The organism is Paenibacillus sp. WG02, from assembly GCF_055396115.1.
Genome location: NZ_AP036016.1, coordinates 1,442,618 through 1,456,268 on the forward strand (window position 1 = coordinate 1,442,618; position 13,651 = coordinate 1,456,268).

The 13,651-nt window shown below is 46.3% G+C and carries 14 protein-coding genes; 9 read left to right on the forward strand and 5 right to left on the reverse strand.

Annotated features, from left to right (window positions below):
• Positions 1-205: 205 nt before the first annotated feature.
• Genes ACBP55_RS06840 through ACBP55_RS06860 form a run of 5 tightly spaced genes read right to left on the reverse strand, consistent with a single transcriptional unit; the run spans position 206 to position 4,138 of the window.
• Positions 206-385 carry an urea transporter gene (locus ACBP55_RS06840; RefSeq protein ID WP_464650639.1) on the reverse strand — a complete coding sequence of 60 codons (180 nt, stop codon included), beginning with the start codon at positions 383-385 and terminating at the stop codon, positions 206-208.
• 58 nt (positions 386-443) lie between these two features.
• On the reverse strand, positions 444-1,550 hold the full coding sequence (locus tag ACBP55_RS06845) for a Ger(x)C family spore germination protein (protein WP_464650640.1): 1,107 nt from the start codon (positions 1,548-1,550) through the stop codon (positions 444-446).
• A complete protein-coding gene (locus tag ACBP55_RS06850) occupies positions 1,547-2,143 on the reverse strand; it encodes a hypothetical protein (RefSeq protein WP_464650641.1) in 597 nt (198 codons plus the stop codon). Before ACBP55_RS06850 ends, ACBP55_RS06845 begins: the two co-directional genes overlap by 4 nt.
• Complete coding sequence (locus ACBP55_RS06855) at positions 2,094-2,654, reverse strand: hypothetical protein (RefSeq protein ID WP_464650642.1); 561 nt, start codon at positions 2,652-2,654, stop codon at positions 2,094-2,096. The genes ACBP55_RS06850 and ACBP55_RS06855 overlap by 50 nt, the downstream gene beginning before the upstream one ends.
• On the reverse strand, positions 2,651-4,138 hold the full coding sequence (locus ACBP55_RS06860) for a spore germination protein (RefSeq protein WP_464650643.1): 1,488 nt from the start codon (positions 4,136-4,138) through the stop codon (positions 2,651-2,653). Before ACBP55_RS06860 ends, ACBP55_RS06855 begins: the two co-directional genes overlap by 4 nt.
• A 300-nt stretch (positions 4,139-4,438) precedes the next feature.
• On the opposite strand from ACBP55_RS06860, the gene ACBP55_RS06865 reads away from it, so the two are divergent.
• The 9 genes from ACBP55_RS06865 (at position 4,439) to ACBP55_RS06905 (ending at position 13,650) form a co-directional block, all read left to right on the forward strand.
• Entirely contained in the window at positions 4,439-5,008 is a 570-nt protein-coding gene (locus tag ACBP55_RS06865; protein ID WP_464650644.1) for a TetR/AcrR family transcriptional regulator, read from the forward strand.
• A 37-nt stretch (positions 5,009-5,045) separates the two neighbouring features.
• The gene (locus ACBP55_RS06870; RefSeq protein ID WP_464650645.1) at positions 5,046-6,320 is read left to right on the forward strand and encodes an HlyD family secretion protein; all 1,275 of its coding nucleotides are present in this window, start codon (positions 5,046-5,048) and stop codon (positions 6,318-6,320) included.
• 8 nt (positions 6,321-6,328) lie between these two features.
• Entirely contained in the window at positions 6,329-7,549 is a 1,221-nt protein-coding gene (locus ACBP55_RS06875; RefSeq protein ID WP_464650646.1) for an ABC transporter permease, read from the forward strand.
• Positions 7,550-7,573: 24 nt separating this feature from the next.
• Positions 7,574-8,869 carry a TolC family protein gene (locus ACBP55_RS06880; RefSeq protein ID WP_464650647.1) on the forward strand — a complete coding sequence of 432 codons (1,296 nt, stop codon included), beginning with the start codon at positions 7,574-7,576 and terminating at the stop codon, positions 8,867-8,869.
• 172 nt (positions 8,870-9,041) lie between these two features.
• Complete coding sequence (gene gatC, locus ACBP55_RS06885; protein WP_173192831.1) at positions 9,042-9,329, forward strand: Asp-tRNA(Asn)/Glu-tRNA(Gln) amidotransferase subunit GatC; 288 nt, start codon at positions 9,042-9,044, stop codon at positions 9,327-9,329.
• Between the two features lie 28 nt (positions 9,330-9,357).
• A complete protein-coding gene (gatA, locus tag ACBP55_RS06890) occupies positions 9,358-10,815 on the forward strand; it encodes an Asp-tRNA(Asn)/Glu-tRNA(Gln) amidotransferase subunit GatA (protein ID WP_464650648.1) in 1,458 nt (485 codons plus the stop codon).
• A gap of 33 nt (positions 10,816-10,848) precedes the next feature.
• Positions 10,849-12,300 carry an Asp-tRNA(Asn)/Glu-tRNA(Gln) amidotransferase subunit GatB gene (gatB, locus tag ACBP55_RS06895; protein WP_464653253.1) on the forward strand — a complete coding sequence of 484 codons (1,452 nt, stop codon included), beginning with the start codon at positions 10,849-10,851 and terminating at the stop codon, positions 12,298-12,300.
• An 85-nt stretch (positions 12,301-12,385) separates the two neighbouring features.
• Entirely contained in the window at positions 12,386-12,868 is a 483-nt protein-coding gene (locus tag ACBP55_RS06900) for a GNAT family N-acetyltransferase (protein WP_464650649.1), read from the forward strand.
• Between the two features lie 74 nt (positions 12,869-12,942).
• Entirely contained in the window at positions 12,943-13,650 is a 708-nt protein-coding gene (locus tag ACBP55_RS06905; protein ID WP_464650650.1) for an MgtC/SapB family protein, read from the forward strand.
• Position 13,651: the final 1 nt, after the last annotated feature.

The window sequence follows — 13,651 nt, forward strand, 5'->3', positions numbered from 1 at the left end:
TTCAATAAATAGGCAGTTAAAGACAGGATTCTATGATGAAGCTTTATTGACAGCGAGGATGGGGAGACGTATATACCCAAATAAACGCGCGTTTATAGCAAGGGGTAGAGATGGTATTTTGAAAAAACGGAGACTAGTTTAATATTTGCGGAATGAGATCGGTTTTTTACCAAAGCATTGCTCACGAACAAACCGCTGGCAAGTTTCAAATTGAAAAACTAGTTATCGTTATGGCCAAAAGGATGATAAATCCGGTTATCGTATTATCAATTAACAAGACTTGAGAGATCCCTTTTAGAGATGCCGTTGTGAATGAATAAAGCGGCCTTTCCATGAATGGTTTCCTCTCGCTGTATTGATTATTGCAGTTGGTAATATGTTCCATACACAGAAGCCGGAAGGGGGGGGCCCTTCGGCTTCTGTATGGTCTCGTGGACAAAACCTTATGTAAGCATCCCTTTTCTTTCGATGCTGACCTTGACCTTCACGTGGATGGGCAGCTTCGGAAAAATACTCTCAAGCCATTCGTCTGCTTGTAAATCGCCACCATGTGCAATCCGGTATTTCTCGCCAAAACCGGCAGGATCCGTTTTTAACTTTTGCAGTTTATTGATTAAACGTTCGATATCCCCCTGAAGGGTGTCGGCGATCACCGATTCAAGCTCGTGCATCTCGGAAAGTGGTAAGGAAGCCCCAGAAGGATTATCATCTAATTCGATTTGGAAGCTCATGTCGAGCTTGATCCCTTCCTCGGTGATCTTCTGCTTTGTATGATACTTCAGTACGATGAAGTTTTTTTTCATCATCGTGAGCGATGCTGATTTTAAACGATTGCCACTAATTATTTGTAAATAATTCGTTTCCTTGGGCGTAATGGTTCCGACCATTTTCCCCTTGCGAAATAGTCCAAGATCGGTTAATCGAAGTTCATTTCCCTCTTTCTGCGTGGTGATCTCCATCGCATAAGGCGTTCTTCCCGGCTCGTGTAAGTAACTGTAGAACTGATAAAGATAGATCGGAAGAATTTCCATGGAATCCGAGCCCGCTCGGGAGAAGACATCGACCCAATAATCGTTCACAGATTGCGGCACTTCTGGTTTAGCTTGAAGGACACCCTTTGTGCTTCCCTTCGTAATAGCAATCCATGCGTTAATCTGGAATTCCTCTCTGCGCATAAATAAATCGAAAAGATGGTCAACCCCCTCCTTGGCCAGTTCGTCGGAGAACAAAATAAGCCTGGTGTGACCGAAGTTCATATCCCGGGCCGTTTCACGTTTCATTTTGAACAAAGCTTCCGCAACATCAGTGCCCTCTTTACTTAAAATATAATTGGGACTCTGTTTTTCAGTCCCTCCTGCACCTCCCGGAGAAAGCGAAGAGAATTTCCCGGGAACGGCAATCAAGGCGTGAACGATAACGCCCGAATCCCCCTTATCAATACCAATTGCCGTAATAAAAGAGATTCTATTCAACTGCTTCACATTCGAACAACCAATGGTCGTTACCATACACGCCAAAACCAGAAACAATGTGCATGCGCGGTATCTCATGCCTTGTTTCCCCTTAGCAGCAGAATGCCGTAGATCAACGCCGGAAAGACGACAATCAGGAAGAAGCTGTAATAGCCTAGCCATAGGGGAGCCTTGAGAAAAAAGAAAGGGATATTTATTTTCCAAAAAAACACTGAAACGATTCCTCCTACTAACAGGACTGGAACGATGCCGAGCCGAGCGTTAAATGTTTGCGCCAAGCTTAAGGCCGCACACCGCATCAGAAAAGCGTTTCCAACGATCTTAAAGAAGAGTAAAAGGACACTGCCAAGAAAAATGGTTCTTTCAAATATAAAGCTTTCGATATGCACAGCACTTTGACCATAGAAAACCAAATACTCCATTTTTCGAGCAGAATGGATACCGAATGTTGCGATGCTCATGGCAACTAGAAAGGACATAATTACAGCAGCAAGTGTTATGTATACGCTAAGCGAGAGAAAAGAAACTTTTGTGCTTTTGCGGCTAATCAGAGTGACTGCAGCTAATGGCGAGAAGATACACATGATTGTGGCGGCTGCAGACACGGGATGAATCATTTCCTTAGTATTGAATACCGGTTGAAGCCAACTCCACTGGGTATTCATCAGCATAGTCGACGCTAGCGCCAAAATAACCGGAGTCACAAGGATCACAATGACTTGGGAATACCGAATGAGTGTTTCTATAGGAAACAAGGCAGCGAAAGCAGTAATTAAAGTGCTGAAGACTATTGCAGATCTTGAATCCCCATACTGTAGCGCCCGGGCGGAAAAATCGCCGCTCAATGCGAGGGCATACGCGGCAATGCCTAGGTATAGTATTGCGTACAGTAAGTAAGTAAGTAAGTAAGTAAGTAAGTAAGTAAGTAACAGGGGTTAACCAGCTGAACGTGATTTCGCCGCAAGCCAGCATCAGGGAAGTGCCCCCACAGTGTTTACTTACTTGAAGGCTCATCCATGTTCCAGCCAAAATCAGTAATAATGCGGGAAAGAGAAACCAGACGCTGTTTCTTCCTACACCTTCCAAAATTACGGAAACCGGTCGGCTCAACGATAGCGGCAAGATCGTAACGAATAACAGAATGGAATAATTGAGCTTTGGCTCATTTGATATTTGCATCAAAGAGAATCCTCACCTTTTCGGAGTCTAATCCGTCTGGTACCTTCCGCAGCCGGACTATAAATGGAGGGGCGAAATGGATTCATCGTTGCGGGCAATCGGAAGATCGCGTCTCTGAACAATTCCCTATACTGAAACGTACTGAGAGGGGAGAGATAAGGCACGCCCATCGATTTGATGTGGCACAAATACAACAAGATAAACGCCGAGCCGATGGCCATGCCATTTAGACCCCAAGGAATCGCTAATATCATTAATCCATAGCTGGTCATTCTCCAAGCAACACCTATCATATAGTTGGCGACCGTAAAGCTACCAACAGCTACTGCACCCGTTACAACGATCATAATGTTACTGACCAGATGGGACTGTGCCGCGGAAGTACCAATAATCAGACCACCAACAATAGTTGCTGACCCTCCAATAACCTTCGGCAATCGCACCGTCGCTTCGTTGATCAGTTCCAATAGCGTCATCATAATCAATACCTCGATATAAGCCGGATAGGGAAGTCCTTCGCGGCTGGCAGCGACCGCCAACATGAACTGGATGCGAAGTGCGTCGTAGTTCACCGAGGTAATTGAAACATATACTCCGGGAAGAAGCAGCGTAAATAATAAACCTACAAAACGTACCATTCTAATAAACGTTCCGGAAAGAGACGGAAAATAATAATCATCCGTGGTCTGATATAAGGCGGTGACCGTAGCTGGAAAAATGGCACCTGTAGGCGTTGTATCCGCCAGGAGAAGGATCCTTCCTTCCATCATAGCAGCAACAACTTTATCCGGTCTTTCTGTCGTTTGAAATAAAGGAAACGGGTTAAACCGCTTGCCATTACCGATAATCAAGTGCCCTAACTGAGTTGTATCCAGAAGAACATCCATTTCAATCGCATGTATACGATTTTGCAGCTGTTCCAGCACCTGTTGGTTGACGAGTCCCTTCATGTAGACAAGGTTCACCTTTGTTCGGGATTTGGTTCCTATCGTAAATTGTTCAATGTGCAGATCCTCATGGCGAATCCGCCTGCGGATCATAGATATGTTTATATTCAAATCTTCTACGAACGCATCCCGGGGGCCAATTAACGAATGTTCCGTTTCAGGAGGAGTAACAGAGCGGTCATGCCACTCTGAAACATCGAAGGAAACGACTTCATTTAAACTATTATCCAGAAGAACGCAATTCGCCTCAAATAGCTGGAGTGCTACCGTAGAGACCTCCTTGTTAATCTTACATCCGCTTACTGGGAACTCATTATGAACGAAAATCGTTGCCAGATCGGGCATTTCCTCAGTGACGAGCAGTGCATCGAGTATCGGCTGCAAAAACAGATCATTGATCTTGGATTCATCGGTTATACTCGTTAAATAAAGAAGTGCAGCCTGCGGGTCCTTCTCTTCCGCAGGGGGTATCAGATGCACTTTTAAATCTGATGGATTTCCCATAAACTCGGTTAAGCTCTTGAGGAAATGCAGGACCATGACTAAACCACCTACTCGCTTTTTGAAATCATGTTTTGCATATTGTTTCCAAGCGAGTATTTTCTAATACACACTCAAATACCTTGCTTGCGCATCGGATCGATCCGTCATGAATGAATTCTGGCTCCAATTCATATGACGTAGTACTTCCCGCGGCTTGTCGCCATGTGAAGTACTTTTTTTATATATGGCGTTCTGAAGTGGGCAGATGAATTTTTATAGTTGATAAAATCAGGAAAAGGTGTTACATTAATATCCGAACACAAAACTAATTTAGTATTTAAGTTCTGGGGTGCGCATATGGATGCCAAAAAATTGCTGATTATGGATGCAGCAAAGAAATCTTTTTCATTATTCGGGTACAAAGGCACGACGATGGATCAAATCGCTAAAATAGCCGGTGTCGGCAAAGCGACGATCTATACTTTTTTTGAGAACAAAGAAGATCTTTTGCATGAAATTGTACGGTCGTTAATTACCGAAATGAAAACAGTCGCCGAAAAAGCCATTGGAGCTGGGGCAACGCCTTTCGAGAAAATTCATGGTGCTATCTATGAAATTCTCGTATTTCGCAAAGAGCATGAGCTGCTCATCCAATTGGCGCATGAGGTTCAACAATATGGCAGTCCGGTAACGATTGAAGCGATGGGCAGCATCGAAACGGAAGTGATTCGATTCATAAGTGAACATATGGAACGTGCGATACATAACGGCACCATGAAGAGCTGTGATCCGAAGATGACGGCTTTCATTTTATTCAAGCTGTATGTCGCATTAGTTTTTGATTGGGAGAAGCAGAATGAACCGTTAAGCAACGAGCGGATATTGAGACTGCTGCAGGAGTATTTTGGTAATTTTCTGAATAAGTAATTCTTTTTTTATTTTTAATTTGTGTGGAGGGGTAATTATGCGTTTTATTAGACCAATGGTTTATTCCGCGATGGCGATTGTCATCGGAACGAGTGCATTTCTTTTAACAACCAAACAGGCAACTAGCCAAACCGATGCAGTTAACCAACTGCATCCAACGGCTTATATTGAATCGAACGAAGTAAGCGCCAGCTTCAAAGTGGGCGGAAGAGTCACTGAAATCCTCGTGAAAGAAGGGGATGCTGTGAAAAAAGGGCAAGTACTAGCCCGTCTGCAAAGCACCGAGATTGAAGCGAAAGTCGAGCAGGCCAAAGCGGCCGTCGCGCTCGCACAAGGCAAGATCGCTGAGGCGCAAGGAGCCACCGCAACCGCTCAAGCGAAGAAGCAGCAGGGCATTGCCGGTGTCAACGTGACGGCTGATACAGCCGAGCAGCAGGTGGAACAGGCTAAAGCGGCGGTTAGCGCGGCACAAGCCAAAGTGGATGGGCTGCATAATGGGGCCCGTCCGGAAGAGAAGAAGCAAGCTGAGATTCAGTTCCAGGCGGCTTCCGAAGTTTACACCATTGCTGAGCAAAACTTGAATCGGATGAAAGCGATGCTGGAGCAAGGGCTTGTTGCTCAAGCTGACGTGGATAAAGTGAAGGTGAGCTACGAAGAAGCGAAGACGAAACGCGACTTGGCACAGCAGCAGTTAAACATGGCGAATCAAGGACCGCGTGAGGAAGAAATTCGCGGAGCGGAAGCTTTGCTAGCCCAAGCGCAAGCGACCTTGAAGCTGGCTGAAGCCAATCGCGGCAACGTGCAAGTGAGACAGGGCGATGTAGCGGCGGCAGCTGCGGCTGTGCAGCAAGCTCAAGGAGCAATCCAATCGGCGCAATCCGGTGAACAGCAAGCGAAAGCGGCTCAGCTGGAAGCAGAGACTTACTTGAGCTACACAGAGTTGGTTGCACCAGCCGATGGGGTCGTTCTTAGTCAATCTGCACAGGTGGGCGAGCTTGTAGGCTCTGGATTTCCTGTACTCTCAATCGAGTCGACGGAGAAACGTTGGGCTAAGTTTTACTTGCCGGAGACATCTATTGCTGGTCTTAAAGTAGGTAACAACATCAGTATGACGATGCTGTCAACGGGAGAGAAAGTCGTTGGTACGGTTAAAACCGTAGCGGCTGCGCCGGATTTCGCAATCAAAAAAGCGACACAAACCTCAGGCGAAACGGACATTCGTTCGTTTGGGATCAAAATCGAATTGAATACATTGCCAGACAGTGCAACAACAGGGATGACCTTGCAATGGAACGGTAAAACGGAAGGATGATGAAGGAGATGGATCTTCAGATTGGCAAGCTAATTACAGAAGAATGGAAGCACATTCTGAAGGACCGACGTCTTTTTCTGATCTTGTTCTTCGTTCCGATTCTTTATACGGTGCTCTTCGGATCGATTTACTTACACCATAAAGTGACCGAAATGGCCACGGTTGTTATCGATGAAGACCAAAGTCCTCTTAGTCGTCAAATCATTCAAGCCTTCGAGCAAAGTGAAACGTTCCAGATCAAGAAGGAATATCACTCGGAGGAAGAAGTGAAGCGGGCGCTTTCAACGGGAGAGGCCAAGGTAGGCCTTATCATTCCCTCTAATTTCGAAGCGAAGCTGAAGCATGGCGAGACGCTGCCGCTGCTTACCTTGATCGATGGCAGCAACATGATGATTTCGAACTCCGCTACCAAAGGGGCCAATGAAGTCATCTCAACCTTCAGCATGGGTTATTCACAGAAAAAGCTTCAACTTAAGCAAGGACTGCAGAATGAAGAAGTGATGAACACACTTTCTCCCATTCCTTTCCGATATCGCATTATGTACAATTCAGCTTTTAACTACAGCGACTTTATGCTGTACGGACTAGTTGGCGCGATTTTACAGCAAGTTCTGTTTCTAGGCATTGCGTTAACCATCACTCGCGAGAAAGATGCAGGAACGTGGCAGCGGTTCGAGGCATGGAGGAGAAATCCGTGGCGCATCGCTTACGCGAAAACGGCTCCTTATTTCTTAATCAATTTCTTTAACACAGCGGTTACCTTCGTTATCGCCTTGTATGCTTTTGGCGCACCAATGAGCGGCAGTTTGCTTGTCGGTTTGGCCGTCGTTGTTAGCTTTACCTTTGCCGTCAGCGGTATCGGTTATCTAATCAGCTTGTTCTCGAGCAATCAACTCGGAGCGACGCAGACTGCGATGTTAATCGCGGTGCCTTCCTTCATGCTATCGGGGTTCACTTGGCCATTCGAAGCGATGCCTAAAGTGCTGCAGGTGCTCGGGCATATGCTTCCGCTCACTTATTTTTTAGATGGCGTGCGCAACGTATTTGTTAAAGGAAATGACTTTTCCGTCATTTGGCATGATTGCCTTTCATTGATTTTGACCGGTGCACTCACTTATTTCATTGCTATGTTGTTAACTCGATTCATTATTTTCTCTAAAAAGAAATCAAAAGATACCGCTCCGGGCAAGCAAGCCGTGCTGCCATCTGGATCGAATATCACGTTATAACCGATGAGGAAGGAAGCGATTTTTTTGAAAAAAACGCTCATAAGTTTATCTGCAGCCCTGTTACTCCTTTCAAGCACAACGCAAACTCTCGTATTCGCCGATACTGTCCAAGATCCAAATCAAAATGTATACGTCAATGCGGACGTTCTGGAAACCGTATCTTCCGTGGATCTGACCTATGTACTGGATAAAGCACTGAAAGATTCCCATAACCTTGCCCTGCTAACGCTAAAATACGCGGCTCAAGGCAGTAAAAAGGGCGATCTGGAACAGCAAATGAACGAAATGGTCTCAGCCTCAATGACGCCTGGTCATTTGCCAAGCACTCCTGCAGAGGTCACCAATACAGGGAATCCACAGCTGCCTAACCTAACCAACCCAACCGATATCGCCTGGACTGTCATGCAAAACACAGCGATAAACCAGATGATGCAGGGGATGGGTGCGCTCGCTGGCGGCATGAATAAAATTATCTCCTCCCAACGTGCGCAAATGAGCACAGCAGCACATCAGCTCGGAACAGATGGGCGGAACTCTCTGCTGCAGTCAGATGAAGCTAAAGCAGGCATCCGCCTGCAAACAATCGCGCAATATGTGCAACTTCTAGCACAGAAGAAGCAGCTTGATTTCATGAAGGAATACGAAGTTGTGATAGAGAAAGACCTGCTGAAAGCTACGCTTTTCGCGCAGCAAGGCTTGGCATCATCTGACGATGTGCAAACGGTGCAGAAAGCCATCAATAAGCAGAAAGACGATATCGCAACATTGCTTAATAACTATCGGTTGGGGCTAGTGCAGCTTTCGACGGACATTGGGATTTCCTACGACCCTGATCTAGTCATCAAGGATATCGAGTCCATTTCAGTGGATCCCATTTTGGAAACAGACACGACCACTTTATTGAAAGCTTCCTATCAGATGAAAACAGCCGGTAATAACATCGACGAAGCTGTATGGGAAACGGGACACACGGTTACTCAGAACACTTATGGTGAGACGTATCAAGGCGTTAATCTGGCCATTAACGGGCAGAAAAATGAGCAAACCAAGCTTGAATTGAGCAAGAAAATTCAAACGACGTATAACGATGCTAAGAATGCGTATCAGGCCGTTCTTACGGAACAGCGGAACTTGAATGATGTGCAGGCCGATTTGACTAAAATGAATTTTCGCTATAGTGTTGGCGTCATCTCCAAGCATGATCTGAATAAATTCGAGATCAAAGTCCGTCAGAACGAAACAGCCTTAGCCGCTGCTAAGCTCAAGTATTACGTGTTAAATGAGAAAGCAAAAGCGATGGATACGGGATTTATCCAATAGTTCTTAACCACAAAACTCAACCACAGCTTCTTTTTAGTGATGGCCTCCAAGCCAAGCTGAGAAGAAGCTGTGGTTTTTGATTTGTGGTTTTTTCTGGATTGAGTTCGTAAAATATCTGGGATATAATGAAAAGAATGACTAAATGCTGATTAATTAAAGGGGTGTAGAGAACTTGAGCATAACGAAAACAGATGTCGAGCACGTTGCGAAGTTGGCTAGACTCGACCTGAGTGATAACGAAAAAGAACTATTTACTGAACAGCTAAATGCCATTCTAAAATATGCCGAGCAGCTGAATGAACTGAATACCGAAGGTGTTATTCCGACAAGCCATGCCATGCCGTTGGTCAACGTCATGCGTGAAGATGTCGTGAAGCCATCACTGCCAATTGAGAAAGTGATGTTGAACGCACCTGATCACGAAGACGGGCAATTCAAAGTCCCAGCTGTTTTAGAATAAGAACCATTATGAAAGGAAGTGCCTGTCGTTGTCTTTGTTTGATTTAAACCTACAGCAAATTCACGCGAAGCTTCAAGGCAAAGAACTTAAAGTTGCCGATCTCGTGGATCAATCTTATACAAGAATTCAGCAAGTGGAGGACAAGGTTCGCGCCTTTCTTACATTAGATGAAGAGAACGCTAGACAAGCTGCCGCCAAGTTGGACGAGCAGTTCGCGAGCAGCAGTGAACGAAGCCCTTTATTCGGCCTTCCGATTGGGATCAAAGATAACATGGTCACCGAGGGTTTGAAAACGACCTGTGCAAGCAAAATCTTATCCAATTTCACGCCGATTTATGATGCAACCGTGGTTAGCAAGCTCAAGGATGCTCAAACCATTACGATCGGCAAGCTCAACATGGATGAATTCGCCATGGGCGGCTCCAACGAGAACTCCGCTTTCCATCCGTCCCACAATCCGTGGAACACGGATTACGTGCCAGGCGGCTCCAGCGGCGGCTCCGCTGCAGCAGTAGCTGCAGGCGAAGTCTACTTCGCGCTGGGCTCCGACACAGGCGGCTCCATTCGCCAGCCTGCTGCTTACTGCGGTATCGTCGGACTGAAGCCGACGTACGGACTCGTGTCCCGCTATGGCTTAGTCGCGTTCGCGTCCTCACTCGACCAGATCGGGCCGCTGACGAAGAACGTTGAAGACTCCGCCTACCTGCTGCAAGCCATTGTCGGCTACGACCCGAAGGATTCCACGTCTGCGAATGTGGATATCCCTGATTACCTCAGCGCTTTGACTGGTGATGTCAAAGGTTTGCGCATCGGCGTACCCAAAGAATACATGGGCAATGGTATCGACCCAGCAGTCAAAGAGAAAGTGCTTGAAGCGCTCAAAGTGCTTGAAGGCTTAGGTGCTGTATGGGAAGAAGTGTCGCTGCCGCATTCTGAGTATGCCGTAGCGACTTACTACTTGCTCGCTTCTTCCGAAGCGTCCTCGAATCTTGCGCGCTTTGACGGCGTGCGCTACGGTGTGCGTTCGGACAACGCTCGCAACTTGCTGGACTTGTACCATATGTCGCGCAGCGAAGGCTTTGGCCCCGAGGTCAAACGCCGCATTATGCTTGGAACCTATGCGTTAAGCTCGGGTTACTATGATGCTTATTACTTGAAAGCACAACAAGTCCGTACCCTGATCAAGCAAGATTTCGATCAAGTGTTCGAGAAATACGACATCATCATCGGACCAACAGCTCCGACACCTGCTTTCAAAATCGGTGAGCAAAGCAGTGATCCACTCACGATGTATTTGAACGATATCATGACCATTCCGGTCAGCTTGGCGGGCATTCCTGCGATTAGCGTACCTTGCGGATTCGTGAACGAACTTCCCGTTGGCCTGCAAGTCATCGGCAAAGCGTTGGATGAAGCTACCCTTCTGCGTGTAGCCCACGCTTTCGAGCAGCATACAGATCATCATAAGCAGCGCCCGCAATTGTAGGTTAATAGTTCATGAGTAACGAAGGAGGCATTCATTTTGTCGGCAACAGATACCCAATTTGAAACTGTAGTCGGTCTTGAAGTTCACGTAGAACTTCATACCGCTTCCAAAATATTTTGCGGTTGTGCAACCTCATTCGGAGCACCTCCGAATACGAATACATGTCCGGTTTGTTTAGGTCACCCGGGTGTACTTCCGGTACTTAACCGTCAAGCGGTTGAATATGCGATGAAAGCCGCTATGGCGCTCAATTGTACGATTTCTACACATAGTAAATTTGACCGTAAAAACTACTTTTACCCGGATTCACCAGACGCATACCAAACTTCGCAATATGATCAGCCGATCGGCTTGAACGGTTGGATCGATATCGAAGTGAATGGAGTAAGCAAGCGTATTGGCGTGACTCGCGTTCACCTGGAGGAAGATGCAGGCAAGCTGACACACGTTGATGGTGGTTATACTTCACTTGTGGACTTGAACCGTGCGGGAACGCCACTGATTGAAATCGTATCCGAGCCCGATCTCCGTTCGCCGGAGGAAGCGCGAGCTTATCTGGAGAAGCTTAGAGCGATCATGATCTATTGTGATGTTTCCGATGTGAAAATGGAGGAAGGCTCGCTGCGCTGCGACGCCAACATCAGCTTGCGTCCTTTTGGGCAAGAGAAGTTCGGCACGAGAGCCGAACTGAAGAACATGAACTCGTTCCGCGGTGTCCAAAGAGGACTCGAGTACGAGGAATATCGCCAAGCCGAAATTCTTCGCAGCGGTGACGAAGTCGAGCAAGAAACCCGCCGCTGGGATGAAACCCAAGGCAAGACTTTATCCATGCGCGGCAAAGAAGATGCGCATGATTACCGCTATTTCCCAGATCCGGATCTCGTCAGCCTGCATATCGACGATGCTTGGAAAGCGAGCGTCAAAGCTTCTATCCCTGAATTGCCTGACGCGCGTAAAGCGAGATATAGCAGTGAGTATGGGCTACCGAGCTACGATGCTGATGTAATTACTTCATCCATGAAGATGGCTAATTTCTTCGAAGAGAGCTTGCAATATACCCAAGATGCCAAAGCGGTCTCGAACTGGATCATGGGCGATCTGCTCGGGTATTTGAACGCGAATAACCTCGAACTAGCCGATGTGAAAATCACGGGTAAGGGCTTAGGTGAGATGATTGGTCTGATTGAGAAAGGCACAATCTCCTCCAAAATCGCCAAAACCGTCTTCAAGGAAATGATCGAATCCGGCAAAGAGCCGCAAAAGATCGTTGAAGAGCAGGGGCTTGTACAAATCAGCGACGAAGGTGCGATCAAAGCCATTGTTGAGCAGGTTGTAGAGAACAGCCCACAATCGGTAGCGGATTTCAAAGCCGGTAAGGAAAAAGCCGTGGGTTTCTTAGTCGGACAAGTCATGAAAGAAACCAAAGGTAAAGCGAACCCGGGACTCGTCAACAAATTAATTGTGGAGTGCCTGAACAGTAAATGACGAAGTTTAAAGTGGTGTTCCGATGTTATGGACGCCACTTTTTTCAGTTAATTAGCTTGTAAGTTCTAGAGAGGAGGACTCAGAAATGTCCATTCAACAACTTCTATTGGAAACTAACGAGGATATCTTGGTCCTGTTATCATTACAGATCGCTTCCTATCGCGTGGAAGCAGACCTTATTGGCTTCGATGACATCCCGCCGCTGAAGGATGGGATTCAATCTATAAGTGAAGCAGAGGAAACATTTTATGGCTTTTTCGTTCATGAGAATGATGAGAGCACACTTGCTGGAGCCATTTCCTACTCGCGAGAAGGGGGCGCGATCACGATCTGCCGCATGATGGTGCATCCGAAATATTTTCGCCGCGGGATTGCTAGGTCGCTTTTACAACATATACTAATGGATCAACAATTAAATGGAGCGACGCGTTTTATTGTATCCACTGGAACGGAGAATTTACCTGCAATCCAGCTATATGAGAGTTTCGATTTCGCCGTACGTCGAGTATTCACAGTTCCACCGGGAGTTAGCTTAACCACTTTCGAACGGCCGGCCATCATCTCCTAAATATTAATTCCGTAGTTCTCACTATACGTGTGATACAAGGCACTATCAGTATGAAAAAAGGGAGCGGTTACACGATGAGCAATCCTTGGGTTATTGATCAACTTCATATTACGATAAGGTTAGTTCTGGCACTCTTTCTAGGCGGTTTAATCGGGTTTGAGAGGGAAGTTAGCAGTCATGCAGCTGGCCTACGTACGCATATTTTAGTATGTGTGGGCTCTGCCCTTGTTATGTTGCTTTCTATGTATGGGTTTAGTGCCTTTGTGAACGAAGTGAATGTCCGTATAGATCCTTCGCGTTTAGCTGCACAGGTTATTAGCGGTATCGGATTCTTAGGTGCTGGAACGATTATTTTTAACGGGAGATCGATTACGGGCCTTACGACAGCGGCATCCCTTTGGGTAGTTGCGGGAATTGGCCTTGCTATTGGGGCAGGTTTTTATTATCCGGCTGTTCTTGCATGTTTCATGGTTCTCATCTCCCTATGGATTTTGAATAAAGTGGAGCATAAATATTTTAATGGGAAGAAGATTCGTATTCTTAAAATACTGGCGATCGACCAACCGGGGACGCTTGGACTTATTACGACGCTACTTGGTAAACAGAAAGTGGACATCCGTAAGATCGCAATGGAAGAACAAGAAAACGATAATAAACCGAATCATGTTCTAATTACATTCCACGTCACCATTCCTAAGCCGTCCATTATCGAGACAGTACTTGAAGAAATCAATCAAATGAAAGGAGTTACCGGTGTTACCCTCGAAAAAAGTAAAAATTGAA